Origin of the sequence: Lachnoclostridium sp. Marseille-P6806 (assembly GCF_964238185.1) — a bacterium.
In the GTDB taxonomy this organism is placed as follows: Bacteria; Bacillota; Clostridia; order Lachnospirales; family Lachnospiraceae; genus Brotaphodocola.
Window position 1 is genome coordinate 1 of the sequence record NZ_CAXSLG010000003.1, and the last position, 25,078, is coordinate 25,078.

27 protein-coding genes, 2 tRNA genes and 1 pseudogene are annotated in these 25,078 nt (G+C 47.2%); 3 read left to right on the top strand and 27 right to left on the bottom strand.

Translation table 11 applies throughout. From position 1 onward, the window contains the following. Nucleotides 1–330 precede the first annotated feature (330 nt). The 18 genes and pseudogenes from ACESON_RS04050 to ACESON_RS04135 form a co-directional block, all read right to left on the bottom strand. The gene (locus tag ACESON_RS04050) at nucleotides 331–540 is read right to left on the bottom strand and encodes a hypothetical protein (protein WP_373108624.1); all 210 of its coding nucleotides are present in this window, start codon (nucleotides 538–540) and stop codon (nucleotides 331–333) included. 5 nt (nucleotides 541–545) lie between these two features. After that, complete coding sequence (locus ACESON_RS04055; RefSeq protein WP_373108625.1) at nucleotides 546–830, bottom strand: hypothetical protein; 285 nt, start codon at nucleotides 828–830, stop codon at nucleotides 546–548. A gap of 25 nt (nucleotides 831–855) precedes the next feature. Further along, nucleotides 856–1,137, bottom strand: coding sequence for a helix-turn-helix domain-containing protein (locus ACESON_RS04060; RefSeq protein WP_373108626.1), 282 nt, complete (start codon nucleotides 1,135–1,137; stop codon nucleotides 856–858). Nucleotides 1,138–1,254: 117 nt separating this feature from the next. Beyond that, nucleotides 1,255–1,500, bottom strand: coding sequence for a hypothetical protein (locus tag ACESON_RS04065; RefSeq protein ID WP_373108627.1), 246 nt, complete (start codon nucleotides 1,498–1,500; stop codon nucleotides 1,255–1,257). Between the two features lie 72 nt (nucleotides 1,501–1,572). Then, nucleotides 1,573–1,661, bottom strand: a tRNA-Ser gene (locus ACESON_RS04070). Nucleotides 1,662–1,729: 68 nt separating this feature from the next. After that, a tRNA-Ser gene (locus tag ACESON_RS04075) sits at nucleotides 1,730–1,815 on the bottom strand. 326 nt (nucleotides 1,816–2,141) lie between these two features. Beyond that, nucleotides 2,142–2,755, bottom strand: a pseudogene (locus ACESON_RS04080) (YitT family protein); the annotation flags it as partial. An 8-nt stretch (nucleotides 2,756–2,763) separates the two neighbouring features. Continuing rightward, a complete protein-coding gene (locus tag ACESON_RS04085; protein ID WP_373108862.1) occupies nucleotides 2,764–3,510 on the bottom strand; it encodes a copper homeostasis protein CutC in 747 nt (248 codons plus the stop codon). 355 nt (nucleotides 3,511–3,865) lie between these two features. Further along, the gene (gene ispD / locus ACESON_RS04090; protein WP_373108628.1) at nucleotides 3,866–4,585 is read right to left on the bottom strand and encodes a 2-C-methyl-D-erythritol 4-phosphate cytidylyltransferase; all 720 of its coding nucleotides are present in this window, start codon (nucleotides 4,583–4,585) and stop codon (nucleotides 3,866–3,868) included. A 34-nt stretch (nucleotides 4,586–4,619) separates the two neighbouring features. After that, nucleotides 4,620–5,654, bottom strand: a complete 1,035-nt coding sequence (gene tsaD / locus ACESON_RS04095; protein ID WP_373108629.1) for a tRNA (adenosine(37)-N6)-threonylcarbamoyltransferase complex transferase subunit TsaD — start codon at nucleotides 5,652–5,654, stop codon at nucleotides 4,620–4,622. A 46-nt stretch (nucleotides 5,655–5,700) separates the two neighbouring features. Continuing rightward, nucleotides 5,701–6,612 (bottom strand): ribonuclease Z, encoded by a 912-nt coding sequence (locus tag ACESON_RS04100; RefSeq protein WP_373108630.1) that lies wholly within the window; start codon nucleotides 6,610–6,612, stop codon nucleotides 5,701–5,703. Nucleotides 6,613–6,663: 51 nt separating this feature from the next. After that, nucleotides 6,664–6,906, bottom strand: coding sequence for a hypothetical protein (locus tag ACESON_RS04105; protein ID WP_373108631.1), 243 nt, complete (start codon nucleotides 6,904–6,906; stop codon nucleotides 6,664–6,666). Continuing rightward, complete coding sequence (locus tag ACESON_RS04110; RefSeq protein ID WP_373108632.1) at nucleotides 6,887–7,042, bottom strand: hypothetical protein; 156 nt, start codon at nucleotides 7,040–7,042, stop codon at nucleotides 6,887–6,889. Before ACESON_RS04110 ends, ACESON_RS04105 begins: the two co-directional genes overlap by 20 nt. Nucleotides 7,043–7,204: 162 nt before the next feature. Further along, nucleotides 7,205–7,639, bottom strand: coding sequence for a ribosomal protein S18-alanine N-acetyltransferase (rimI, locus tag ACESON_RS04115; RefSeq protein ID WP_373108633.1), 435 nt, complete (start codon nucleotides 7,637–7,639; stop codon nucleotides 7,205–7,207). Continuing rightward, entirely contained in the window at nucleotides 7,636–8,493 is an 858-nt protein-coding gene (gene tsaB, locus ACESON_RS04120) for a tRNA (adenosine(37)-N6)-threonylcarbamoyltransferase complex dimerization subunit type 1 TsaB (protein WP_373108634.1), read from the bottom strand. The genes rimI and tsaB overlap by 4 nt, the downstream gene beginning before the upstream one ends. After that, nucleotides 8,490–8,921 carry a tRNA (adenosine(37)-N6)-threonylcarbamoyltransferase complex ATPase subunit type 1 TsaE gene (tsaE, locus tag ACESON_RS04125; RefSeq protein WP_373108635.1) on the bottom strand — a complete coding sequence of 144 codons (432 nt, stop codon included), beginning with the start codon at nucleotides 8,919–8,921 and terminating at the stop codon, nucleotides 8,490–8,492. The genes tsaB and tsaE overlap by 4 nt, the downstream gene beginning before the upstream one ends. Nucleotides 8,922–9,086: 165 nt before the next feature. Then, nucleotides 9,087–9,671: a YcxB family protein gene (locus ACESON_RS04130; protein ID WP_373108636.1), complete on the bottom strand. Its 585-nt coding sequence runs from the start codon at nucleotides 9,669–9,671 to the stop codon at nucleotides 9,087–9,089. 18 nt (nucleotides 9,672–9,689) lie between these two features. Further along, complete coding sequence (locus ACESON_RS04135; protein ID WP_373108637.1) at nucleotides 9,690–11,831, bottom strand: Tex family protein; 2,142 nt, start codon at nucleotides 11,829–11,831, stop codon at nucleotides 9,690–9,692. Nucleotides 11,832–12,050: 219 nt separating this feature from the next. Here ACESON_RS04135 and ACESON_RS04140 point away from each other — a divergent pair, with 219 nt between their 5' ends. Continuing rightward, the gene (locus ACESON_RS04140; RefSeq protein WP_373108638.1) at nucleotides 12,051–12,401 is read left to right on the top strand and encodes a hypothetical protein; all 351 of its coding nucleotides are present in this window, start codon (nucleotides 12,051–12,053) and stop codon (nucleotides 12,399–12,401) included. 16 nt (nucleotides 12,402–12,417) lie between these two features. Here the strand turns inward: ACESON_RS04140 and ACESON_RS04145 are convergent, their stop codons facing one another. The 5 genes from ACESON_RS04145 to secA all read right to left on the bottom strand — a co-directional run bounded on the left by ACESON_RS04145 (nucleotide 12,418) and on the right by secA (nucleotide 18,653). Beyond that, a complete protein-coding gene (locus tag ACESON_RS04145) occupies nucleotides 12,418–12,774 on the bottom strand; it encodes a DUF2752 domain-containing protein (protein WP_373108639.1) in 357 nt (118 codons plus the stop codon). 12 nt (nucleotides 12,775–12,786) lie between these two features. Beyond that, nucleotides 12,787–14,028, bottom strand: a complete 1,242-nt coding sequence (locus ACESON_RS04150) for a homoserine dehydrogenase (RefSeq protein ID WP_373108640.1) — start codon at nucleotides 14,026–14,028, stop codon at nucleotides 12,787–12,789. A 38-nt stretch (nucleotides 14,029–14,066) separates the two neighbouring features. Continuing rightward, complete coding sequence (locus tag ACESON_RS04155) at nucleotides 14,067–14,513, bottom strand: ACT domain-containing protein (RefSeq protein ID WP_373108641.1); 447 nt, start codon at nucleotides 14,511–14,513, stop codon at nucleotides 14,067–14,069. Nucleotides 14,514–14,717: 204 nt separating this feature from the next. Further along, nucleotides 14,718–15,855 (bottom strand): peptide chain release factor 2 gene (prfB, locus tag ACESON_RS04160; RefSeq protein WP_373108863.1). Its coding sequence is split into 2 segments (ribosomal slippage): nucleotides 14,718–15,779 and nucleotides 15,781–15,855, totalling 1,137 coding nucleotides; the frame shifts between segments, so codons are not numbered across the junction. A 227-nt stretch (nucleotides 15,856–16,082) separates the two neighbouring features. After that, nucleotides 16,083–18,653 carry a preprotein translocase subunit SecA gene (gene secA / locus ACESON_RS04165; RefSeq protein WP_373108642.1) on the bottom strand — a complete coding sequence of 857 codons (2,571 nt, stop codon included), beginning with the start codon at nucleotides 18,651–18,653 and terminating at the stop codon, nucleotides 16,083–16,085. 664 nt (nucleotides 18,654–19,317) lie between these two features. Between secA and hpf the strand changes: the two genes are divergently transcribed. Further along, complete coding sequence (gene hpf, locus ACESON_RS04170) at nucleotides 19,318–19,845, top strand: ribosome hibernation-promoting factor, HPF/YfiA family (RefSeq protein WP_373108864.1); 528 nt, start codon at nucleotides 19,318–19,320, stop codon at nucleotides 19,843–19,845. Nucleotides 19,846–19,901: 56 nt separating this feature from the next. Here the strand turns inward: hpf and ACESON_RS04175 are convergent, their stop codons facing one another. Genes ACESON_RS04175 through ACESON_RS04185 form a run of 3 tightly spaced genes read right to left on the bottom strand, consistent with a single transcriptional unit; the run spans nucleotide 19,902 to nucleotide 23,581 of the window. Beyond that, a complete protein-coding gene (locus ACESON_RS04175) occupies nucleotides 19,902–21,089 on the bottom strand; it encodes an acyltransferase family protein (protein WP_373108643.1) in 1,188 nt (395 codons plus the stop codon). Nucleotides 21,090–21,103: 14 nt separating this feature from the next. Beyond that, entirely contained in the window at nucleotides 21,104–22,543 is a 1,440-nt protein-coding gene (locus ACESON_RS04180; RefSeq protein ID WP_373108644.1) for an NlpC/P60 family protein, read from the bottom strand. Nucleotides 22,544–22,558: 15 nt separating this feature from the next. Further along, the gene (locus ACESON_RS04185; RefSeq protein ID WP_373108645.1) at nucleotides 22,559–23,581 is read right to left on the bottom strand and encodes an NAD(P)/FAD-dependent oxidoreductase; all 1,023 of its coding nucleotides are present in this window, start codon (nucleotides 23,579–23,581) and stop codon (nucleotides 22,559–22,561) included. 152 nt (nucleotides 23,582–23,733) lie between these two features. Between ACESON_RS04185 and ymfI the strand changes: the two genes are divergently transcribed. Continuing rightward, complete coding sequence (gene ymfI, locus ACESON_RS04190) at nucleotides 23,734–24,465, top strand: elongation factor P 5-aminopentanone reductase (protein WP_373108646.1); 732 nt, start codon at nucleotides 23,734–23,736, stop codon at nucleotides 24,463–24,465. An 84-nt stretch (nucleotides 24,466–24,549) separates the two neighbouring features. Here ymfI and greA read toward each other — a convergent pair whose 3' ends face one another. Further along, nucleotides 24,550–25,050 carry a transcription elongation factor GreA gene (gene greA, locus ACESON_RS04195; RefSeq protein WP_373108647.1) on the bottom strand — a complete coding sequence of 167 codons (501 nt, stop codon included), beginning with the start codon at nucleotides 25,048–25,050 and terminating at the stop codon, nucleotides 24,550–24,552. Nucleotides 25,051–25,078 lie beyond the last annotated feature (28 nt).

Genomic DNA, 25,078 nt, shown 5'->3' on the forward strand with positions numbered 1-25,078 from the left:
AGCAACTTTTTAAGTATATCACAGTTGCTTTTGTTTGTCAACAACTTTTTTATTTTTCTTTTGAACTTTTTGAAGTTCGTTGCCGCCGTTTTCAGCGGCGAGTTATATAATATCAAACCTTCCAACAAATGTCAACAACTTTTTTCAACTTTTTTCAAAAAATATATTAGGGTCATTTTACTCTGTTTTTCCCATCAACTCACCCCCAATCCAGAGGGCAGTTCATCCCTGCCCCCCGTTCCCTCCGTCACAAATATTTTAAACTCAAATCATACAACTCATCTATCAATTTCTTATTTTCAATTCTTCTTGCCATAGGTAAAAATAACCTTATCGTTTCCTTTGCCCGTCTTTTCCATTCTGCCTTTTCCATTCTGCCTTTTCCATAAACTCCATCGTACGCATATTGTGAAGGCGTTCTGCAAGTTTTATAAGAACAATCTGCTCTGAGTTTTCTTCTGCCTGTTTGAAGTCAAAAGCTTCCAGCTCTATAATAACCTTCACAACCTCTTCTGGAAGCTGTTCTTTCAGCTGTTCCAACGACATTACCCCTTTTTTGCTGCATCACAAAACATTCCTGCATATATCGTATCTAATTCCGCTCCCATATCCGTCAACAGAATAGCCACATTCATGGGATGCGTTACATATTCTTCGCCGGAATACCGTTTCACTCCCGCATAAGCTCTGTCCGCGCACAAATAAACCCGCTCCAACTCTGACGAATTATAAGGTATCTCATTTTCACACATTTTTCCAACCAAAACATTGTACAACACTTCCTTACTCATTCCTTGTTTTGTGGTTCCCAGAGCACATGAGTCATTCATATCTTCCCCTCCTATATATCGAATTTCATTTAACATAAACTTCAAAAAAGATGGACTGAAGCCAAACTCCTTTTTTAAAAGCTTTTGTAAATCCAGCATGTGTTTCCCACCCATACTGAAGCGCTGCATCAATCACTCTATATCCAGATACAATTTTTTCCGAAGCCTTTACCAGTTTCCTCCGTGTAACATAATCTTTCAGCGTTATCCCCATTTCATTTTTAAAAATCCACGAAAAATAAAACGGAGAATATCCTGCCTCACCAGCAACTCTTGCCGTCGTCAGCTCTTCTTCAATATTGCTCATCGATATAATCAAAAATCCGGTTCGTTATCTCACCCGTATTAACCTCCCCTTCCGTTTCTAAGATAACTGTATTTTACCGCTCTCTTTTCTCACTTTCTTTTCCATTCCTGCTAATTCTCACGAGAAAAAGCTCTCAACAGCCTTTTTCCAGTTGCTCCCGCAAAAATCTCCAAAAATTTCTTCTATAAATTCTTTTCCGCAAACAAAAAAGAACACTTCTCTGCAAGCCCTTCTTTCCCAAGACGCACTTCCTAACACCAAAAAAGATATTCGCTCGCAGGCTTCTCTGCCTGCGGCGGGTCGCTTCTGCGGCAAAATTCTCTTCCAACCCATGGCGATCCTCGCGAAGCGTTTTTGTTTCATAGGACACAATTTCTTATGAAAACAAAAAAAGACAGATACCATCCGGATTCTCCGTATGATATCTGCCTTCAACGCAGAAGGAGGGATTTGAACCCTCGCGCCGCTATTAACGACCTGCACCCTTTCCAGGGGTGTCCCTTCAGCCTCTTGGGTACTTCTGCATAAGTACCGATGCCTGAACATCAGCAAAACTATATAATTGTCATCGGCAGATCTAAAATCTGTCCAACGGAGAGGGTGGGATTCGAACCCACGCGCCCTTGCGGACAAACGGTTTTCAAGACCGCCTCGTTATGACCACTTCGATACCTCTCCTCAAACGTGCTTTTCAATAATACCAAAAAGTTTTTTGTTTGTCAAGCGGTTTTTTTAATTTTTGTCGTTTTTTCTGTCGGAACTGTTTTTCAATCCTTCAGTGACATGCGACTTTAGAAGTTTACCACTTGTTTCTCATTCTGTCAAGCCCGTTTCCGTATTTTATTTGTATTAAGTTTCGGTATTATCAGTTCAGCCAAGCGAAGATTCAGACACAAAAACGTCGAAAGCTTGTTTTCATATGATTTTCCTGTCTGAATCTTCATAGGACAGACGCCAAACGCTTCTTCTGCGTAAATCCTTCGCAAACTGCCATCCCTATTTCATTACTCAATCGGCGCCTGGTAAAATCCCCCAAAGAAGTTCTCTGTCTTCACCATATTAATAATTACACGAGGCTCCTGCTGCCGCATCAGATGAACAATATCAGAAACTTCATAGAAGGAAACCACTGTATGAAGCAAATTCATTTTCTTATGGCTGTATCCCCCAACAGCATCTACACAGGAAATCCCGTGACGATAGCTTCCAATATACGCTTTCATTATTTCCTCTGCATGAGCTGTGGTAATCTGCAGAGTCACTCTTTCATAGCGGTGATGGAAGGCAGAAATCGTCTTGGTGGAAATAAACTGAAACAAAATAGAATATCCTGCATACAGCCATCCGAACATATAGCCAAATATACAGAGAATCACCACATTTCCTGCAAACACATACTCCCAGATGGATCTGCCAGTTTTATTAGATACATAAAGGGCAATAAAATCCGTTCCGCCTGTCGATGCATTTCCTCTTAAAGCAATGGCAATAAACAGTCCATAAAGAAATCCACTGAAAATTACATTCAGCATCACAGCACCAAATAAAGGCTGAGAATTGCCACCGGAATATTTAATGCCAGCATACCCAGAGAAGTAGAAAAGCTTCCTCCATACATCAGCGGGCCTACCGGCCCGCTGCCACGCTTTCTATTATTTTTCTTACCAGCTCTGCTGACACAACATCATAGCAAAGTGCCTGTTCTCCTGACGCAATGCTATAGGATACGCCGTTTTGCTCTGTTGTCGGATCCTCCAGCCAGTCTTTACAGGAGCTGTGTACCTGACTCAGACCTGTTTTCTCCAGCAGTTCTCTTGCATTCGAGGCATTGACACCGCTTCCTGCCAGAAACTGAATTCTGCTGCCAAACTCCTGCTGCAGCTTTTTCAGCAGCTCTGCTCCCTCCATGGCCTTCGGTTTTAAACCACTAGTCAGAATCCGGTCAATCCCCATGGAAATCAACTGTTCTGTTGCTGCAAAAGGATCTGCGCTGCAGTCAAAGGCTCTGTGGAACACAGCCTCCCTGCCCATAGATTTAATCAAATCTGTCATCCGCCTCATCTTTTCCTGATCCAGAGACGCATCCTCTCTCAAACATCCAAAGGCAATCCCATCTGCGCCATTTTCCAGAAGCTCCCTGCACTCTGCCTCCATTACCTCAAAATCCTCAGGAGAATAACAGAATCCCGCTCCCCTGGGACGTACCATGGTAATTACCTTCAGCTTTGGAAAATCTCTTTTCACCATCCGCAGAGTGGCCGTTGTCGGTGTCAATCCCCCCAGCATCAGGGCACTGTTTAATTCAATCCGCTCTGCCCCTCCAAGAGCCGCCTGCTTTGCATCATAATAGCTTCCACAGCAAATCTCTACTATGGGTCTCATATACTGCTCCTCACTTTCTTCCGTTCTGAGCCGTCTCAATCTGCAGTGATTCCCGACAGCTCATCTTATATTATAGCATTCCCAGATAATAAAGGGCCAGCGCGCCGAAGCACAGCTGATTTCGCAGCTATGTTCCTCCAGCACGCAGTACTTATCTTTGCCATTGATACAGCAGGCCCGTTTCCTAACAATTAGGAAACGGGCCTACATTCTTTTCTGCCTTTATATTAGTGCTTTTTTATTTTTCCTCTTCTTCCTTTTCTCGCCTTTTGACGCTACAGACACTGCTCAATCAATTTGCAAATTCCGCAGCAACAGTTGCCTCAGCCTGTCAGTCTGCCAAAAACTACAGTTTCTCTCCGCCTCTGCGAGCTGACAAAAGCGCCTCCGCAAGAATCAGATCCTCCGGCGTTGTTACTTTAAGATTCTCATAGCTTCCGTAAATCATTCTGACCCTCACTCCGCCGCATCGCTCCACTACCATAGCGTCATCGGTAACTCCCTGCTGCAGAGCCTCAGCTTCCATAAGCTGATCATAAGCGCCTCTTACCAGTTCATAGGAAAATGCCTGCGGCGTCTGAACCTGCCACAGCCTGGATCGCTCCGGCGTTCCAGACGCAAAGCCATCCTCATCCACAATACGAATGGTATCCTTCACAGGCATAGCTGCCACACAGGCGGAAAATTCCTGCGCTCCTGCCACAGCCCGTTCAATTATCTCTTCTGTTACCAACGGTCTGGCTCCATCATGAATCAGCACATAGCTGCAGTCCTTCAAAGCCTTTAAGCCTTCATACACGGAATGATACCGTTCTTTTCCTCCCGCTGTCACTGTCACCGGCTTTTTCAAATTCATAGATGACAAAATCTCCCGGCGGACATACTCCTCCTCACCGGCTCCTGTCACCAACACAATTTCATCTGCACAGCTGTTTTCAAATACTTCCAGGGCATGGCAGATCAAAGGCCTGCCCCCTAAGCTCATATACTGCTTTTGTATCTGGCTCTGCATCCTGCTGCCCCGGCCGCCTGCCAGAATCACAACTCCGACTTTCCCCTTTTTCATACCGTCAGCCATCCTTTCTGAATGGTTTCCTGGACTATCGCTCTCCCAGCTTCAGATTGGGCACCGCATTCAGATCCCATCCGTGGCGTACTCCTTTTTTATATTCGTAATACGCTGCCACACCTATCATTGCCGCATTGTCTGTGCAGAAAATAGGGGACGGACGGTAAAAACGGATTCCTTCTTTTTTACAGGCCTCTTCCATGGCTGTGCGAAGACCGCTGTTAGAAGCTACTCCGCCGGCGATAGCCAGCTTGTCATATCCATACTCCTTTGCTGCCGCCACACCTCGGCTTACCAAGGCCTCTACCACCGCATTCTGGAAGGATGCCGCCAAATCTGCTACCGGAATCTCCTGCCCTGTCATATGAGCCTTATTGATATAATTCAGCACTGCTGATTTCAGGCCGCTGAAGCTGAAATCGTAGGGAGAGCCCTCCACCTTCGCTCTGGGGAATTCCACTGCATGGGGATTCCCCTCCTTTGCCGCCTTATCCACTTTGGGGCCGCCGGGATATCCCAGTCCCACAGCCCGGGCCACCTTGTCAAAGGCCTCGCCCGCAGCATCGTCTCTGGTTCGCCCCAGAATTTCAAATTCTCCGTAGTCCTTCACCACCACCAGATGCGTATGTCCTCCCGATACAATCAAACATACAAAGGGCGGCTCCAAATCCGGATGTTCAATATAGTTGGCTGAAACATGGCCTTCGATATGATGTACGCCTACCAACGGCTTCTTTGCCGCCCAGGCAATGGCCTTTGCCTCTGCCACGCCTACTAAAAGCGCTCCTACCAGCCCTGGTCCATAGGTAACTCCAATCGCTGTAATGTCCTCCAGGGTCACTCCTGCATCTGCAAGTGCCTGTTCAATCACCTGATTAATCTTTTCAATATGCTTTCGTGATGCAATCTCCGGAACCACACCGCCGAACTGGGTGTGAAGGGCAATCTGGGAAGAAATCACATTGGATAAAACTTCCCTTCCGTTTTTTACCACCGATGCCGCTGTCTCATCACAGGAGCTCTCAATAGCAAGAATCAACACGTCCTTTTCTTCTGATACTTCCATCCTTCTTCTCTCCGGTTCTCTTTTCTCATCCATCTAAATTTTGCTGCTAATCCTCGTCAAAAACCAATTCCTTGGTCCAGCCGTCTCTGGCCGCCTTCGCCCGGGGAAAAATCCCCCGAACCTTATCCATAAACTCCTCCGGTCTGGTCAGGGAAGGACTATAATGGGTAAGCCACATTTCCTCCGGCTGTGCCTTGTCTGCCAGAGCTGCCGCCTCATACATGGTCATATGCTTATACTCTCTGGCCTTTGCCTCTTTTCCGTCCTCGCCGTACATTCCCTCACAAATAAACAGATCTGCTCCCTCTGCATACTCAGCGATAACAGGAACCGGCCTGGTATCCGTACAGTAGGCCACCTTCAGTCCTCTTCTTGAAGGCCCCAGCACCATATCCGGTGTATAAACCGCTCCGTCCATCTCCACGGTTTCTCCCTTCTGCAGGCGGCTCCATGCCTTCATAGGTACATTCTGTGCCTTCGCCCGTTCCAAATCAAACTTTCCTGCCCGCGGAATGGAAATGGTATATCCATAGCACACCACATTGTGGTTCACCCGGTAAGCATCAATCACATAGGGGCCCAGCTTCAGCTGCTGCCGATTCTCCTGAAGCTCCACAAATCTCAGAGGAAAGGGAAGCTCCGGCGCAATGGTTCTGAGAGCTGTCACTACCCGTTCCAGACCCTTAGGCCCAACCAGCGTCAATGGTTCTGTCCGTTCCGCATTTCCCATGGTTAAAAGAAGCCCCGGAAGACCGCTGATATGATCTGCATGATAATGAGTAAAGCAAATCACATCAATGGGCTTCGGGCTCCATCCTTTTTCCTTTAAAGCAACCTGAGTTCCTTCTCCGCAGTCAATCAGCAGACTGCTTCCGTCGCATCTGGCCATCATAGCCGTAAGCCAGCGATAAGGAAGCGGCATCATTCCTCCGGTTCCCAGTAAACAAATATCTAACATAAATGTGTGTTCCTCACTTCTTTTAAGCGTAAGCTAACTATAACACACCCGTCAGATGAATTCAACCAGTTCCTCTACATCCGGACGGATCCGAAACTGTCCTGTCATCCGGTCATAGCACTCCTCACACAAATCCCATCGGTGAATCTCTCCGTCCTTTTCTGAAAAATAATCCCAGGAATATTCTGTCGAAAAGGCCCCTTCCCTCAGGATCCCGTCCTCAACCACCAGCTTCCTTCCGCATCCATTGCAGATTACCCGATCCAGCGTCTGATCACTCTTGTACTTTCTCATCCTTATCTTCACCTTTCTTATTATCAGCTGTTTTCTCCTTGATCCGTTTTTCCGCCGCAGGATTCAGCCCTGCACCGGCAATGCTTCCCAGAGCTGCATCAGCAGCCGCTTTCCGGCGGAAGAATTTCTGTGACAACCTTTTCTTCCGCCGCATAGCGATCCCGCGGAGCATGACGTTTCTATCATAGGACGAACTTTCCATGATAGAAAAAAAACGAGGCATCCGCCAAGGCGGATACCCCTACATTATAATCGGAAATGTGTGAAGTTTTAAGTGGTAAATCCTGTATATGCCGTCTCACAGATTCCTTTTCCACATGATTACCGCGTCCTCAGAAGGATTTCTGTAATACCCCTTCCGGACTGCCTCTGCCGTAAAACCATAGGATTCATACAGGTTTCTGGCTGGACGGTTGCTCTCTCTTACCTCCAGCGTGACAGCCGCCGCTTTGTTTTCTACTGCAAAATCTACCATAGCATCCATCAGTTTCCTTGCCACTCCAAGGCGGCGGAAAGGGGGAAGCACAGCAATCCGCTGGATCTCCCCCTCTCCGGCCAGAATCCGAAGATTGCAGTAGCCAAGAATTTGCTCATCCTGTTCAAAAACATAATAAACATCATAAGGACTGTGGATTCCTGCCTCCAAAAGCTTCCAGGACCAGGCTTCCGAAAAACAAACCTTTTCAAGCTCTGCTACCTGTTCCAAATCTCTGGATTCCATTTTGCGAATCATCGATTCTCCTCCTCTGGCGCGTTTCCCTTCCCAGCCTCCGCTCCGGTTCCAGCTTTCTGACCTTCCATTCTCTCTCCGGTCTTTAGGCCTCCGGACACCATATCGGACTCACCAGTTCCAACGCTGTGTCCTGCAGCCAGCTCCTTTACCTTGCCCTGCCGCTTTGCTTCCTCCAGTTCCCGCTCAGCCTGGGCCTTCCGCAGATAGTCCGGCCTGTGTTCTTTTGCGCTTTCCACCTTTCCCGCTTCCAGATAACGTGCTCCCAGAGCCGCTACACTGGCTGCCCTCTGACGGTTGCACTGCGCCGGCGCAAAATCCCAGGAAACTGTCATTTCCTCTTCCAAAAACTTCCGGCACACCGGCATTCCATCTCCCAGGAAAATAACCCGTTCTCCCATCTCATTCAGTCGCTGAATCAGATCATGAATGTCCATAGCACAGGATTCCATAACAATCTGAAAATCCTTTTCAAACCGGTACAATCCTGTATAAACCTGATTTCTCCGCGCATCCATAACAGGACAAATCAGCCCTGATGCCCCATAAAGATTCCATGCCATCGCATCCAGCGTAGGAACATGAATCAACGGCTTTTTCAGAGCCAGCCCCAGCCCTTTGGCTGTTGCAGAGCCAATTCTCAGCCCGGTAAAGGATCCCGGTCCTCCCGAAACTGCAATGGCATCCACTGAATCCATATCCAGCTCTGTCATAGCTGCAATCTGATCAATCATCGGCAGAAGCGTCTGGGAATGCGTCTTTTTAAAATTTACCGTATACTCTGCCACTGTTACGCCATCCTCTGTCACCGCTACCGATGCTACCAGAGAAGAGCTTTCTATTGCCAGTATTTTCATTTTTCCAGTCCCTCCACTGTAATTTTCCTGTAATCAAAGCCCTGGCTTAAATCCTTCTCAATCCGAATTCGTATCACATGCTCCGGCAGAATTTCCGGAATCAGCTGTGACCACTCAATCAGACAGACTCCCTCTCCGTAGAAGCAATCCTCATAGCCAATCTCGTCCATTTCGCTGACATCACCAATCCGGTACACATCAAAATGATACAAGGGCATCCGTCCCTCTTCATACTGCTGCACAATCGTAAACGTAGGGCTGTTTACCGGCTCCTGAATTCCAAGCCCTTCTGCAAACCCCTGGGTAAAAACGGTTTTCCCCGTTCCCAGATCCCCATCCAGACAATAAACCTGGCCGGGACATGCCTGCCTTCCCAGGCTAAGTCCCAGATCGCGGGTTTCCTCCGGGCTGTTGGTTATGATTTCCATTCTTTCTTTTTCCTCCAATTACTCAATCACTGCCCCAAGCTGCTTTCCAGACCGCCTGTCAGCCTGAAAAACACTTTTTAAGGCACTGCTGCCTAAAAACCTGTCATCAAATTTACTCGTTCAGCCATACATTTGTCCGAATCTTCACATGGCGGAACGGTCACATCAGATTCTCCTGCGCTGCCCTTTGGGCAAATGTTTACGAGCCATGTCATAAAAGGCCTCTGCCTGTTCTCCTAACACACGATTGGGCAGCAAATACGCATGAACCCGATCCATATAAAGAACAGTCAGTCCCCAGGCTTTATCCATCCGTCCCATCTGTTCCCAGGAAAATCCTGCCTCCTGTCCATTCTGGCTTACCCAGAGACCTTCTTCGCCAAAGGAAAGAACCATGGGATTCTTTACCGCCGGACTCTTCGCCTGTTTCCTGGCTTTGTTATAAAGCAGCAAAGGCTGCCACACAGTAAACAGAAGCACACATACAATCAGCAGAATCCGATACATCGTTGTCACACTGCTCCATTTTGTCACCAGCAAAAACAGGGCTGCTGCCGTAAACAGAATATTAAAAATCCCCAGCATCCCCCCATTTGCATGGTAAAGAGAAAACATCCACAGTTCCTTGGCGGAAAGCTGTACAGTAAACTCCATGCGCTTTCCTCCCGGTTTCTTTTTCCCGGCTTCCTCTTTCTTTTCTGGAATTTCTGTTTTTTCTTCTTTATTTTTTTCTGCAGTTCCAGTTTCCATTATTTTCCTCTCTTTCTGTTACAGCTTCATAGTCAGAGCAATCCGTTTCTTTGCCATGTCCACACTGAGAACCTTTACTTCCACAATATCGCCCACACTGACCGCTTCCATAGGATGCTTAATATACCGGTCTGTCATCTGGGAAATATGAACCAGCCCGTCCTGGTGAACGCCAATATCCACAAATGCTCCAAAGTCAATGACATTGCGGACCGTTCCCTTCAAAATCATCCCCGGCGTCAGATCCTTCATCTCCAGCACATCGGTTCTGAGCACAGGCCTTGGCATTTCCTCTCTGGGATCTCTTGCTGGCTTTTCAAATTCTTTTACAATATCTCTCAAAGTCAGTTCCCCAATCTCCAGCTCCTCTGCCAGCTTTTTATAATCGGAAATCTTTCGTCCCAGATCCCGCAGTCCCCCTCCTGTAATATCCTCTGGACGGTATCCCAGTCTGACAAGAAGCGCCTGGGCTGCATGGTAGCTTTCCGGATGAACAGAGGTCGTATCCAGAGGATTCTTTCCTCCTGTAATTCTCATAAAACCGGCACACTGTTCAAATGCCTTGGGCCCCAGCTTGGCAACCTTCAGCAGCTGCTTTCTGTCTGTAAATGCACCGTTTTCCTCCCGGTAGGCCACAATATTTTTGGCAATGGTTTTCGTGATTCCTGCAATATATTCCAGAAGAGAAGCAGAAGCTGTATTCAGATCCACGCCGACCCGGTTTACACAGTCCTCCACTACGCCCTGAAGGGCCTCGCTTAAATTCTTCTGGTTCATATCGTGCTGATACTGCCCTACGCCAATGGACTTGGGATCAATTTTTACCAGCTCTGCCAGAGGATCCTGAAGACGTCTTGCAATCGAAGCCGCGCTTCTCTGTCCTACATCAAATTCCGGAAACTCCTCTGTAGCCAGCTTGCTGGCTGAGTAAACAGAGGCCCCTGCCTCATTGACAATCACATACTGCACATGCTCAGGAATCTCCTTCAGCAGCTCCACAATGATCCGCTCTGATTCTCTGGAAGCCGTTCCGTTTCCTACAGAAATCAGGGAAATATGGTATTTTTTGATCATCTGCTTTAAAGTCCGCTTCGATTCCTCCACCTTGTTCTGAGGAGCCGTTGGATAAATCACCGCCGTATCCAGCACCTTTCCCGTAGGATCCACCACAGCCAGCTTGCATCCTGTTCGAAATGCCGGATCCCAGCCAAGCACTACCTGTCCTGCAATCGGCGGCTGCATCAGAAGCTGCTGCAGATTCTTTCCAAAAACCTTAATTGCTCCCGCTTCTGCATTCTCTGTCAGCGCGCTGCGCACTTCCCGCTCAATAGCTGGTCCAATCAGGCGATCATAGCTGTCCCGAATGGTCTCCTGCAGAATCGGAACCGTAAAAGGATTGTTTCGGGTAATCACCTGCTTTTCCAGATACCGGATAATATCCTCCTCCGGCGCCTGGATTTTTACTGTCAGAACTTTCTCCTTTTCTCCCCGGTTTAAGGCCAGAATCCGGTGTCCTGCGCACCGTTTAATCAGCTCCTCGTACTGGTAATACATCTCATATACTGACTGGATCTCCCCATCCTTTGCAGACGAGGCAATCATTCCCCGATCCATGGTAATCTTCCGGATATAGCTGCGGTAATCTGCCTGATCGGAAATCCGCTCTGCGAGAATATCTCTGGCTCCTGCAACAGCCTCCGCCTCTGAGGCAACCTGCTTTTCCTCTGAAACGTATGCCCGTGCCAGCCCTTCTACAGGCTCCTTTATCTGCTGAAGCCAGATCAGATCTGCCAGAGTCTCTAACCCCTTCTCCTTTGCAATCATGGCTCTGGTACGCCGTTTCGGCCGGTAGGGACGGTACAAGTCCTCTACCGCCACCATAGTCATAGCCTCCAGAATCTGTTTTTCCAGCTCCGGGGTCAGCTTTTCCTGCTCCCTGATTGAGGAAATCACCTGCTCCTTTTTCTCTTCCAGATTCCGCAGATATTTCAGCCGTTCATCCAGATTCCGCAGCACCTCATCATTTAGAGATCCTGTAGCCTCTTTCCGGTAACGGGCAATAAAAGGAATGGTATTTCCCTCATCAATCAGGCTCACTGCCGCCTCCGCCTGTTTATATCCAATCTGCAGTTCCTCCTGCAGAACCTTAATAATGTCCATTCTGTCTCCATCCTTGTCTGTTTTTTTCTGTCGGCTCTCTGCAGCCGTCAGGACATGCTACCATTATAATTCATATTGGCCTTATCGGCAAGTTCCACCTTGTCCCTCACAGGATTTCATGGTATTATCTTCTTTAGTCCGCTGATTCTGTGGAGCGCTGCCATCTGGCAGACCAAAAGCACCGCTGTCAGACATTTTATATACACCGGAGGATGATTTATGAATCAACAGCAATCTCAGGAGCGGCCCATTTACGACCGGCTGCCCTTTTTCAGTATTCTCGCAGGTATTCTGGGATTTTTAGCCTGCTGCAATCCGCCCCTACAGCTAATCTGTGGTTCCACAGCCCTGATTTTAGCCTGGCTCTCCAAAAAGGAACAGCCCTTAAAACCTCAGGCCATTGTTGGCATTATTCTGGGCTGCATCTGTATCCTGTTCAGCTTTTTTATTTTCTTTCAGTATATGTGGGCAATGAATATTATGGAAGATCCGGCCAATGCCGGCATAATCAAAGAAATTTACAGACAAACTCAGGAAATGCTGGAAAGCATGGCACCTGCTGCCCAGTAATCCCAGGCAGTCCCCTTTAGAGAGGGACTGCCAGAAGATCGATTCCCCAGCATACAAGCAGCAGATTTTTCGCAATCCAGTTTATCAGAATAATCGCTGTTCCTAAGATCAAAAACAGAGACTCTCTCTTTTTCGAAGCGCGCCTTCTGCGCCCGGAACATACTTTCCCATAAATGGCATCAGCGGCCCACAGGGCCGCTGCAATTACACTATAAAGCACAAAGGGATGATAAATCAGACTGTTTTTCCAATCACCCTGCAGCAGATATTTCACTGCTCTCGTTCCTCCGCATCCGGGACAGTACAGTCCTGTCATCAGATGGAAGAGACACGGCATACGAAACAGGCTGACAAGCAGAGACTTTATGCTCATGATTTTCTCCTTTTACAACTCCGCACGGATCATCTGAAGGATGCCCTTCTTTCCAAAAGCCTGACAAGCGCTGTCAAACTCCACTGCCTTTTCTTTAAAAGCAGCCTCCGTCATTTTCTCTGTTACAAATGCAAACTCGTCCAGACCGTCCAGAACCGTAAGCTCTGCCTTTCCAAAGACCGCTTCTACTCTGCTCCGGTTTTCCTCACAGTTTCCGTCTACACGGACAAAATACCGATAACTGGAAGTATCCATGGGCGCAATGGTCTGACGCTCCTCGCTCCAGCCAATGGCAATATTCATATTCTTATGGCGGACTGCAGCAATGATATCAGCAACAACAGCGCTGGCTGTCGGCAGCTTTCCTGCGCCGCTTCCATAAAACATCGTCGTTCCTACCATATTGCCCTTTACCATGACTCCGTTAAACACATCGCTTACAGAATAAAGCACATGATCCCGTCCAATCATAACCGGAGCAACCCAGGCATGTACCTGCTCCCCGTCTATCCGGCTGGAACCAAACAGTTTCACGGAGGCCCCAAGCTTTTCTGCATACTGAAAATCTACATCTGTAATTCTTGTAATTCCTTCCGTGTAGATATCCTCATAATTGACCTCTTTGCCGGTTGCCATTGCTGTCAGAATCGCAATCTTGCGGCAAGTATCGTGTCCCTCAACATCAGCCTCCGGATTGCGTTCCGCATAGCCCATGTCCTGAGCTTCCTTTAAAGCAGCTTCAAAGGAAACTCCCGCCCGATCCATTCTGGTCAGAATATAATTGGTAGTTCCGTTTAAAATACCGGTTATCTCCTCAATGACCTCTCCCTTCAAACAGCGATAGAGAGGACGGATAATGGGAATTCCGCCGCCTACGCTGGCTTCAAACAGGAAATTTACCTGATGCTCTCTGGCAATCGCCAGAAGCTCCGTGCCATGAGCCGCTACCAGAGCCTTATTAGAAGTGACTACATGCTTTCCCGCCATCAGACAGGCCTTTACAAAGGGATATGCCGGATTCAATCCTCCCATAGCTTCTACCACCACGGAAACATCCGCATCCTGCTCAATCACAGAAAAATCATGAACAATCTTATCCTCCACAGGACTTCCTGGAAAATCTCTCAAATCCAGAACATATTTTAAAGCAACCTCTTCACCGGCTGCCTCCGTAATCTGAACGCTGTTTCTATCCAGAATCTCGGCTACACCGGAACCGATTGTGCCATATCCCATTACCGCTGCATGTATCATATCCATTCCCTCACTTTATATTTTATTTATAACTCCTCTTACTCCCTTGCCAAAATCTTCACATAGTGAATCCCCTGATGCTCCTCAATTTCCTCCACCATCCGCGACACATTTCCTGTGTTGGCTTTTACCTCCACAGAAAGAGTCAGAGTTGCCACTCCATTTACTGGAATACTCTGGTGGATCGTCAGGATATTGGCCTTGTATACCGCCACAACATGAAGCAGATCTGACAAAAGCCCCTGTTCGTCATCCATCTGTACTACAAATGTTACTGTTTTCCCCTTGGTATTATCATAAAATGGGAAAATATCATCCTTATACTTATAAAAAGAACTGCGGCTGATTCCCACACGCTCCGTTGCATCCTGTACCGTCAGAGCACGTTCTGATTCCAATAGCTTTTTGGCTTCCACAACCTTCAGAAGTACTTCTGGAACCGCTTTCTTTTTCACCACAAAATACTTACTTTTTTCCTCTGCCATCCCCGGTCCTTCGCTTCCTGTTTATACTGTAAAACCGCATTTGTTCGTACGGCAAAAACATTTGTATTCACTTCGAAGATATTATCACAAAAAATAACAGGATGCAAGCATTTTTTCTGTTTGCATCCTGTTTTCTTCTTTTTTCACGTTTTCTTGTGTTTTTCAGCCCCTGGAGTCTGCATTTACAACCAATCCTTACGGCCTTTAATCTTCAGCACTGGCCTTTCGATCCGGACATCCCAGACTCAGCCACCGTAAGTAGGCGCTGATAAAGGGATCCAGTCCTCCGTCCAGCACATTAGCCACATTTCCCGTTTCTTCACCGGTACGCAGATCCTTTACCATTGTATACGGCTGCAGCACATAGGAACGGATCTGGTTTCCCCATCCGATCTCCTTTACGTCGCCGCGAATATCAGAAAGCTTCTCTGCATTTTCCTGCTGCTTTAACATATACAGCTTTGCCTTCAGCATCTGCATTGCCTTATCCTTATTCTGGAACTGAGAACGCTCATTCTGGCACTGTACCACAATTCCTGTAGGAATATGAGTAATTCGGATTGCCGAAGAGGTCTTGTTAATATGCTGACCGCCGGCTCCGCTGGAACGATAGGTATCAATCCGCAAATCATCCTGATTGATCTCCACATCCAGATCCTCCTCAATATCCGGCATAACATCACAGGAAACAAAGGAGGTCTGCCGTTTGCCTGCCGCATTAAAGGGCGAAATCCGAACCAGACGATGTACGCCCCGCTCTGATTTCAGATATCCGAAGGCATTCTCCCCGTTAATCTGAATCGTAACAGACTTAATTCCTGCTTCATCTCCGTCCAGATAATCCAGAACCTCTGTTTTAAATCCCATTTTATCTGCCCACCTGCAGTACATCCGGTACAGCATGCTGCACCAGTCACAGGACTCTGTTCCTCCGGCTCCTGCATTCAGACGGAGAATCGCATTGTACTTGTCATATTCTCCGGACAGCAGCGTTTCCAGACGCAGCTTCTCCAGATTCTTCTCAAACTCCTGAAGCATTTCCTCAATTTCCGGAATCAGAGACGGATCATTTTCTTCATATCCCATCTCAATCATCACCTGAATATCCTCGTACTCCTGCTCCAGACCACGGTAAAGCTCAACGGTATCCTTCAGATGCTTCGCCTCCTGCACCAGCTTGGTAGACTTCTCTGCATCATCCCAGAACCCTGGCTCCTCCATGGATTTGTCTAATTCATCGATTCGTCTGACCTTGTTATCCAGGTCAAAGTGAATCCCTCACTTCCACTAATGGTTTTTCAAAGGTCGATAACGTATACTTGAACTGATCTAATTCTACCACTGTGTCACCTTCTTTCATATAATAATCGCCATTTTCAACTTCTTTGACTCAACTATCATATCATCTTATCAGGCTGCCGTCAATCCGGCGCTTAGTTCTATCGGTTTCCCCCAACCACTGAAAAGCCCCCTGAGGCAGCTCCTTCAAAAGGAACTGCCTCAGGGGGTTTTCACTCGCTTTCTATCATTTGCCTCAGACGGGTTAAATTGTAGCCGTTCAGCCTTGCATTAAATTCTCTTCCGTCCGCAACACTGCTTATACTTCTTACCGCTGCCGCAGGGACAGGGATCATTGGGGTAAACCTTCTGCACTTCGCGCTTCTTCGGAGCCCGAAGTGCAGTGTCATCACGATTCGTACCAGTTACTTTCGCAGCCGGCTCTCTCTCAACCTTCTGCTCCACGCGAATGTGGAACAGAATACGAACAGTCTCCTCCGTAATTGCCGCTGTCATAGCCTCAAACATCTCAAAGGCGCTCATCTTATACTCAACAACCGGATCTCTCTGGCCGTAAGCCTGAAGGCCGATACCCTGACGAAGCTGATCCATATCATCAATATGGCTCATCCACTTATTATCAATTACCTTCAAAAGAACTACACGCTCAATCTCACGGATCTGCTCTGCATCCGGGAATTCAGCTTCCTTAGCCTCATACAGCTTAATAGCCTCTTCCTTCAGCATATGCTTCAGTTCATTCTTCTTGGAGACCTCATGGTTTTCCTTTGTAATCGTCTGCAGCGGAATCACGGGAAGCAGCAGGCTGTTTAACTCGCTCAGATCCCACTCATCAGGATTCTGTTCGTCAGAAAGAGACAGATCAACTGCATTTTCCACAATATCCGTAATCATCTTCAGAATTACATCCCGCATATTGTCGCCGTCCAGAACCTTCCGGCGCTCTGCGTAGATAATCTCACGCTGCTCGTTGTTTACCTCATCATACCGCAGCAGGTTCTCACGAATTCCGTAGTTGTTGTTCTCAATCTTCATCTGTGCCTTCTCAATAGCATTGGAAAGCATCTTATGCTCAATCTGCTCGCCGTCCGGCACACCCAGAGCCTCAAACATCTTCATCAGACGCTCAGAGCCGAACAGACGCATCAGATCATCCTCCAGAGAGATGTAGAAACGGGATTCACCCGGATCTCCCTGACGTCCGGAACGTCCGCGCAGCTGATTGTCAATACGCCTGGACTCGTGACGCTCTGTACCAATGATCTTTAAGCCGCCCAGAGCTCTGGACTCCTCATCCAGCTTAATATCCGTACCACGGCCTGCCATATTGGTAGCGATAGTAACTGCTCCGTGAACACCTGCATCTGCTACAATCTCAGCCTCCAGCTCATGATACTTTGCATTCAGAACCTTATGAGGAATGCCCCGCTTCTTTAACATCTTGCTGAGCATCTCAGAGGTTTCAATCGTAATGGTACCAACCAGAACCGGCTGTCCCTTTTCATGGGCAGCAGCCACCTCATCTACAACTGCATTGAATTTCTCCCGTTTGGTCTTATAAACAGCATCCTCATGGTCAATACGGGCAATGGGTCTGTTGGTCGGAATAGCAATCGCATCCATAGCGTAGGTATTGCGGAACTCCTTCTCCTCAGTCAGAGCCGTACCAGTCATACCAGCCTTCTTGTGGAACTTGTTGAAGAAGTTCTGGAAGGTAATCGTAGCCAGAGTCTTGCTCTCCCGACGCACATTTACATGCTCCTTTGCCTCAATCGCCTGATGCAGTCCGTCAGAATAACGACGGCCCGGCATAATACGTCCGGTAAACTCATCAACAATCAGAATCTCATCGTCCTTTACTACATAGTCCTTATCACGGAACATCAGGTTGTTTGCCCGAAGAGCAAGAATAATATTGTGCTGAATCTCCAGATTCTCCGGATCTGCCAGGTTTTCAATATGGAAGAATTCCTCAACCTTGCGGACACCATCCTCTGTCAGGTTTACGACCTTATCCTTTTCATTTACAATAAAGTCTCCTGTTTCCTCAATGTCCTCCCCCATAATGGCGTTCATCTTGGTAAATTCACCGGAAGCCTCACCGCGCACCAGCTGATGAGCCAGCACATCGCAGACCTCGTACAGCTTGGTAGATTTGCCGCTCTGACCGGAAATAATCAGAGGCGTTCTCGCCTCGTCAATCAGTACAGAGTCCACCTCGTCGATAATGGCATATTCCAGATCGCGCAGAACCATCTGTTCCTTATAAATAGCCATGTTATCGCGCAGGTAGTCAAAGCCCAGCTCATTGTTGGTTACATAAGTAATATCACAGTTATATGCTGCTTTACGCTCCTCAGAGGTCATGGGGTTTAAAACCACACCTACTGTCAGACCCAGGAACTCATGGACACGTCCCATCCACTCAGCATCTCGCTTTGCCAGATAGTCGTTTACCGTAACAATATGAACGCCCTTTCCTGTCAGCGCATTCAGATAAGCCGGAGCAGTAGAAACCAGAGTCTTACCTTCACCAGTTCTCATCTCTGCAATACGGCCCTGATGCAGTACAATACCGCCGATCAGCTGTACCGGATAATGCTCCATATTCAAGGTTCTTCTTGCTGCCTCCCGGACAGTCGCAAATGCCTCCGGAAGAATATCGTCCAGAGTTTCCCCATTGGATAAACGCTCTTTAAAAATACGGGTATTGTCCCGCAGCTCTTCATCCGTCATCTCTATCATCTTTGGTCTCAGTGCTTCAATCTTTTCCACAATGGGATAAATCATTTTCAATTCACGCTCACTGTGAGTACCAAATAGCTTTTCTATGAAATTCATAGTCCGTTCTCCTGTTTTCAATCGTTTCTTTGTGTTCTTCCTTCTGTCCGTCCCTTTTACAGGCTCTTCTCTTTCAAGTCAATCTTTTATATTGTAACACCAACCCCTGATTTATTCAAGTTTTCCCTGTCTGTTCATAAAAAATTAACTTTCCATTTACAAATTTCCCCTTTTCTTTCTGCCGTATTCATTCCCTCTGAAAAAACAGATAACATAAAACAAAAATTATGGTAAACCTGTCAAATTGCACAAAAACTATGTTCGATTTTTAACTTATGCACATTATCCACATTGTCCACAACAAAACCTGTGGATATCTTTTTTTATCCACAAGCAACGTTTTTCAGCCAAAATCGACTTATACACCAACTTATCCACATTATCCACATTTTTTATCCACGATTCCCTTTTTTTCAAAAGGGGATTTTTTTCTTTTACATTTTGTATACTTCTCATAAACTTGTTTTTTACAGAAAAAAATACATCCAAAACTCTTGACTTTTTCTGTGTTTCACAGATAGAAATGCAATTTATCATGGACTTCCAAGCTATCCTTTTTTGAGCAAAATTACAAATAATTGTCGGAACATTTTGGTCATTCTGATTGAATTTTTCGAACATGTGTGGTATACTGAAAACATCCCAAAAGAAGGAGCTGATGAGAATGCGTTATACGATTACTGGAAGAAATGTGAATGTGACTCCGGGGCTTCGGGCCGCCATTGAAGAAAAAATTGGAAAGCTGGATCGTTATTTCAATCCGGATACCGAGGTAATTGTGACACTCAGTGTTCAGAAAGACAGACAGAAAATAGAGGTAACCATCCCAGTCAAAGGCAATATTATCCGCGCTGAAGAATCCAGCAGCGATATGTATGTATCCATCGATCTGGTGGAAGAGATTATCGAACGTCAGATGAAAAAATATAAAAACAAACTCATCGACAAGAAACAGTCAGCTCAGGCCTTCTCCGCTCTCTTCCTGAACGAAGAGGTTCCTGCTGATGAAGAGATCCAGATTGTCAAAGCAAAACGCTTTGCCATGAAGCCTATGGATCCGGAAGAAGCCTGTGTACAGATGGAGCTTCTGGGCCACAATTTTTACGTATTCCTGAATGCAGAGACCGAACAGGTTAATGTAGTTTATAAGAGAAAGGGCAATACCTACGGACTGATTGAACCAGAGTTTTAATGCAATGATTCAGGGCCGGCTTTTAAGCCGGCCCTGTTTTTTGCCTCGTCTTATGTCTATATCATCTTTTTCAGCCACAAAAATCCATTCTTTTCCGACAATACTGCCACTGCCCACGCAAAAGCAATCATGGGAATAAAGATAAACAAAGCAATATTCCGTTCTGTCAAAGGAACCGGATTGTAAGGCGCCGTCCAGGAGAACAGATAGAAGAAATAAAAGTGAGAAAAATAAATCCACTCACTCATGCTTCGCATTCTTGGAAACAGCTTCCATGAGGAACAGGAAAGCCCCATAGCCGCCTCTGTCAGAAAATAAGCGGCAGGAGCAGCTGTAAAGACCATATTGGTGTTGCTGCACCGGCTTACTTCCTTATACATCAGATACACAAAAACAAGCCCGAAAACGGCAGCCGCCGGAAATGGCATTCGGGTCTTTTTTTCTGCAAAATGCATTCCCAAAGCAAGATAAAAGCATCCGTAAAAAAGGCCGTTTCGCATGGTCATAAACCTGGGCGCATACCACATAACCCATTCCTGAAATTTCATGGGCATCTTCTGTGTAAAATACCAGTTGTCTCCCAGACATCCAATCATAAACAAAATTCCCGTTGCCACAAGAATCTGCCAGGTCTTCAGACCTGCCTTTTTCATGGCCCACACAATCAGCACTGCTGTAATCAGCGCCGGAAGATACCACAGCTGGGCAATGGTGCTAGAAAAGAAAAAGGACCAGATATAATGTCTGACAAAGTCCCTGATGCTTTCTGTTCCGTGATACCAATTATAAATATCAATCGGCCAGTACAGCACGCACCAGAGCAGATACAGCCTGAAAATGCGCAGGCAGTAGGTAAATACCGTTCCGGTTCCGCTGCCTGTCATCCTGCGGCTTCTTCCCCTGGTGCCTGCTGCCGCGCTTTCTGCCAGTCCGCTGTTTTCCTCTTCCCCACAGTCTGCTGCGCCCCTTCTGCGGCTTCTTCTCTGCTTCCCCGTTCTCTCGGACAGTTCCAATGTCCGGCTCCTTTGGGTCCCTGTCTGGCACTCCGGCACCTTACGAAACAAGAGAAATCCTGCGATAATAAAAAATACCGGCACGGCCAGATTTGACAGCCAGCTGCCTATAAGAAGGCGCCACCGGCTGTCTCCTGCATAAAAAACCTGAATCATATGGCGGGCTGCTACTAAAATCGCCAATGCAAATTTCAGAAGATCCAGCCCATAATACATCTTTCTTTTTTCCATATTCTGTGCTCCCACTAATCCAGGAAGGTAACAGCCTTACATGGCGTTCGATAATTGGCCGGTGCAATCAGAATTCCTGTTCTTTCATTGCTGGAGTGGATAACCTGTCCGCCTCCTATGTAAAGAGCTACGTGGTTAATATAGCTGCCGCTGCCGTAAAACAGCAGATCTCCCGGCTGAACAGCTGATATGGAGATCTCTTTTCCATTAGCCGCCTGATCTCTGGAGCTTCTTCCTATCTCAATTCCAAAATTCTTGAAAATACTCTGCGTAAATCCAGAGCAGTCAGCGCCATTTGTCAGACTGGTTCCTCCATAAACATATGGATTGCCCAAAAACTGCTTTGCATAGGCTACAATCGCTGTTCGTGTAGCAGAAGCCACTGCAGCAGAGCCTGGACCTCCGCCAGCGAGAACTACAGATGCACTCGGCTTTTCGCCCTGGGAATTTCCTGCGGGCTTTGAACTGCTCTGCGGCTGACTTCCTGGAGCCTGACTGCCAGAACTGCTGCTGGAGCTGCCTCCAGGCGCAGCGCCCTGAATCACTGCCGCCTGAGGCGGATTTGAGCCGGAATCTGTTCCCGTACTACTGCCTGGCTGACTGCTTCCTGGCTTCACATCAGCTGCCGGCTTGGAGTCCTGTCCAGCCTCCGTCTGGCCGGACCCCGTCTGACTGCCGGATACTCCCGGATTTGCCTCGATGATCAGCTGTCCCTCTCCCGGTCTGGCCGCAGCCTGGCCGGAAGTATTTGAAGAATCTGTGCTTTCCTGCTTTGCCTCTACCAGAATCACCTGCTGCAAAGCTGCAATCGCCGCGTCTGCCTCCTGCTTTCTTCTGGCTTCTTCTTCTTTCTTTGCCGTTTCCTCCTCAAGAGAAACAGCCTGATCAAATTCCACCTCTGCCTTACAGTAATCCTTAGATACATATCCTACCAGGTCTGAGTCAATCTCCACCTGAAAAAACTCTCCGGCATCTGCCTTTACCACATAGCGGGCGCCCTGAGACAACAGCGTCAAAGTATTACTGGTCAGGTTCGGCTCCTCCCGCAGGCGGAGACTTTCTGTATTAATGGTAACAAATTCCCGCCCAATAGACTGGGCCAGGGTCTCCGCCTCTGCCCCGGTAATAAAATACTGAGCTTTGATAAATCCATTCACAGTACCAGACTGAATCCGGTACCATTTACCGCCCTCTCCTTCCACAGTCTCCAAAATCGTAGCAGCACAGTTATTGTAAATCTTTCCTACAATATCACTGTCTGTATTCGCTTCCTTCCGGATATTCACATAATCTGTCACCTGGGAAACTGCAATATTCTCATAATCTGCCGGGGCTGCAACCAGCGTCACCGGATGGACAGACTTTGCCGCATCTGCATACACATGCATTGAAATCGTCCCTGCAAATGCCACACACATACAGCCTGCTGCCAGTGCTTTTACAATCGTTCTCATTGGTTGCCTGCCTCTCTAATGTTCTGTCAGATATCGTTCTGCACTGGTAACTGCATTTGCGCCGTCCGCTACTGCGGTTACAATCTGACGCAGCTGCTTCTTTCTCACATCTCCTGCTGCAAAAACACCTGGAACTCCTGTCTCACAGGTTTCATCAGCTGCAACATATCCATGATCCAGGGTAAGCAGCTGGGAAAACGGCTGGCTGTTCGGAGTAATTCCAACTGCTACAAACACACCGTCCACCGAAAGCTCGGACTGCTCCTGTGTTTTTACATTCTTCACAGCAAGGGAATTCACTTTTCCATCTCCGCGAATCTCCTCTACTACAGTATCCCAGAGCACAGTCACATTGTCCAGAGCAAACAGCTTTTCCTGAAGAGATCTTGCCCCTCTCAGCTGATCTCTGCGGTGAATCAGATAAACCTGCTCGCACATCCGGGCCAGAAAAATCGCATCTTCAATCGCCACATCTCCGCCGCCTACAACAGCCGTTACCTTCTTCCGGAAAAATGCTCCGTCACAGGTGGCACAGTAGCTGACGCCCATACCGCCGAATTCCTCCTCACCGGGAACTCCCAGCTTGCTGTGCATGGCTCCGGAAGCAATAATTACCGTTTTTGCATAATAGGTATCCTTTTTTCCGATGATTCGCTTCATCACAGCAGAATTTCCAGTTTTCTCTGCCGCACTTTTGGACATCATGGAATCAGAAATTTCACGAAGCTCGGCTGCCTGCAGCTGTTCCTCTCCCTGCTGCTCCTCTGTCTTTACCAGCTCGATCCCCTCTACCTCATCCTCACAGAATACAGCCTCCAGCTGGTCTGCATGCTGACGCAGCTTCATTCCCAGATCAAAACCATTGATCCCGGGAAATCCCGGATAATTGTCTACCTCATAGGTACTCAAAACCTGTCCGCCGCTCATCATTTCTTTTTCAATAACCAGCGTATTTAACCTTGCTCTCTGGGCATAAATTGCCGCTGCCAGTCCTGCCGGTCCAGATCCGATAATAACCAAATCATACTGTTTTTCCATATGTCCGTCTCACCTCTTATAATTCATTTGACATAAAATAACTGCAAAAATAAGTATAACACAAGTTATTTTAAAGATACAGGCTCTTCTTAAAAATGTAAATGAATTGTAACCTTTTTTATGCTATAATACCCATAAAGGAGAGTGATTTTATGGCGAAAAAAGTTGTTCTTGTTACTGGCGCTTCCCGCGGAATCGGAAAAGCCATAGCGGTTAAATTTGCCAAAAAAGGATATAATGTAGTGATCAGCTGTGCTCACAGAGAGGCGGAGCTGATGCAGGCAAAAAAAGAAATCGAAGGCTATCAGGTTTCCTGTCTTGCCTTTCTGGGCGATATGGGAGACATGAGCACCTGCGAAACGATGTTTCAGCAGATTAAAAAACAATTCGGAACTCTGGATGTCCTGGTAAACAATGCAGGAATATCTTATATTGGACTGCTGCAGGATATGACCTCCGATGACTGGGATCGAATTGTCCGAACCAACCTGACCTCTGTATTTAACTGCTGTAAGCTGGCCATTCCCATGATGTTGTCAGCAGAAAAGGGAAAAATCATCAATATTTCTTCTGTCTGGGGCAATGTAGGAGCATCCTGTGAGGTTGCTTACTCTGCCACAAAAGGCGGAATCAACGCTTTCACCAAGGCTCTTGCCAAGGAACTGGCTCCCAGCAATATCCAGGTCAATGCCGTGGCCTGCGGAGCCATTGACACAGAAATGAACCAGTGGCTGGAGGAAGATGAACTGATCCAGCTGGTAGAAGAAATTCCAGCCGGACGGCTGGGCCAGGCAGAAGAGGTTGCCGACTTCGTTTACCATCTGGGCTACAAGGGCACCTATCTGACCGGTCAGATTATCAGTATGGACGGCGGCTGGACATAATTCTCTGATCACAAACCGCGCCGCGGCATCTTCCTGTGCCCGGCGCGGTCGCTTTCCGTATCAGTCCTGTTATCCACAGATTTTCTAAAATTTTCTGATCTCATCCCCAAAATCAGAGGTGTTTTCAATCTTCTTTATCACCACATAATAACTATAGGTATCGCTGGCCTTAACCAGAACACGCTCCCCCACCTTATGCCGCAGAATTGCCTTCCCCAAGGGAGACTCTGTGCTGATCATATTGTGCATGGAATTGCCCCGGATGCTGGTGACCAGCTTGTATACCTCCTCCTCGTCATCATCCTCCATGTAAAGGGTCACCGTATTATTGATTCCCACCTCATCCTCTCTGGATGTATCCGAAATAAGAATGGCATTTTTTAACATATTTTCCAGATAGCGGATCCGGCTTTCATTCTGATTCTTCTCCCGCTTTGCTGCATGGTATTCAAAATTTTCACTGAGATCTCCATGGGCCCGCGCTTCCTTTACTGCCTCTAAACACTCCGGACGAACAACCAGTTTTCTGTGCTCGATTTCCGCCTGAATTTTTTCCACATCTGTTTTGGTCAATTTTTCCCGCATATTTTCCCCTGCCTTTCTCTACTGTCAA

Excerpts from the sequence above, each read along its gene's own strand:
- tsaD (WP_373108629.1), bottom strand. The coding sequence starts at position 5,654 with ATGGAAGTATCAGAAGAAAAGGACGTGTTGATTCTTGCTATTGAGAGC.
- ACESON_RS04145 (WP_373108639.1), bottom strand. The coding sequence starts at position 12,774 with ATGAGCATAAAGTCTCTGCTTGTCAGCCTGTTTCGTATGCCGTGTCTC.
- ACESON_RS04150 (WP_373108640.1), bottom strand. The coding sequence starts at position 14,028 with ATGATACATGCAGCGGTAATGGGATATGGCACAATCGGTTCCGGTGTA.
- ispD (WP_373108628.1), bottom strand. The coding sequence starts at position 4,585 with ATGAAAAAGGGGAAAGTCGGAGTTGTGATTCTGGCAGGCGGCCGGGGC.
- ACESON_RS04140 (WP_373108638.1), top strand. The coding sequence starts at position 12,051 with ATGAATCAACAGCAATCTCAGGAGCGGCCCATTTACGACCGGCTGCCC.
- ACESON_RS04060 (WP_373108626.1), bottom strand. The coding sequence starts at position 1,137 with ATGAGCAATATTGAAGAAGAGCTGACGACGGCAAGAGTTGCTGGTGAG.
- ACESON_RS04105 (WP_373108631.1), bottom strand. The coding sequence starts at position 6,906 with ATGAGAAAGTACAAGAGTGATCAGACGCTGGATCGGGTAATCTGCAAT.
- hpf (WP_373108864.1), top strand. The coding sequence starts at position 19,318 with ATGCGTTATACGATTACTGGAAGAAATGTGAATGTGACTCCGGGGCTT.
- tsaB (WP_373108634.1), bottom strand. The coding sequence starts at position 8,493 with ATGAAAATACTGGCAATAGAAAGCTCTTCTCTGGTAGCATCGGTAGCG.
- ACESON_RS04185 (WP_373108645.1), bottom strand. The coding sequence starts at position 23,581 with ATGGAAAAACAGTATGATTTGGTTATTATCGGATCTGGACCGGCAGGA.
- ACESON_RS04055 (WP_373108625.1), bottom strand. The coding sequence starts at position 830 with ATGAATGACTCATGTGCTCTGGGAACCACAAAACAAGGAATGAGTAAG.
- rimI (WP_373108633.1), bottom strand. The coding sequence starts at position 7,639 with ATGATTCGCAAAATGGAATCCAGAGATTTGGAACAGGTAGCAGAGCTT.
- ACESON_RS04130 (WP_373108636.1), bottom strand. The coding sequence starts at position 9,671 with ATGGAAACTGGAACTGCAGAAAAAAATAAAGAAGAAAAAACAGAAATT.
- secA (WP_373108642.1), bottom strand. The coding sequence starts at position 18,653 with ATGAATTTCATAGAAAAGCTATTTGGTACTCACAGTGAGCGTGAATTG.
- ACESON_RS04065 (WP_373108627.1), bottom strand. The coding sequence starts at position 1,500 with ATGAAACAAAAACGCTTCGCGAGGATCGCCATGGGTTGGAAGAGAATT.
- ymfI (WP_373108646.1), top strand. The coding sequence starts at position 23,734 with ATGGCGAAAAAAGTTGTTCTTGTTACTGGCGCTTCCCGCGGAATCGGA.
- ACESON_RS04135 (WP_373108637.1), bottom strand. The coding sequence starts at position 11,831 with ATGGACATTATTAAGGTTCTGCAGGAGGAACTGCAGATTGGATATAAA.
- tsaE (WP_373108635.1), bottom strand. The coding sequence starts at position 8,921 with ATGGAAATCATAACCAACAGCCCGGAGGAAACCCGCGATCTGGGACTT.
- ACESON_RS04100 (WP_373108630.1), bottom strand. The coding sequence starts at position 6,612 with ATGTTAGATATTTGTTTACTGGGAACCGGAGGAATGATGCCGCTTCCT.
- ACESON_RS04180 (WP_373108644.1), bottom strand. The coding sequence starts at position 22,543 with ATGAGAACGATTGTAAAAGCACTGGCAGCAGGCTGTATGTGTGTGGCA.
- greA (WP_373108647.1), bottom strand. The coding sequence starts at position 25,050 with ATGCGGGAAAAATTGACCAAAACAGATGTGGAAAAAATTCAGGCGGAA.
- ACESON_RS04155 (WP_373108641.1), bottom strand. The coding sequence starts at position 14,513 with ATGGCAGAGGAAAAAAGTAAGTATTTTGTGGTGAAAAAGAAAGCGGTT.
- ACESON_RS04175 (WP_373108643.1), bottom strand. The coding sequence starts at position 21,089 with ATGGAAAAAAGAAAGATGTATTATGGGCTGGATCTTCTGAAATTTGCA.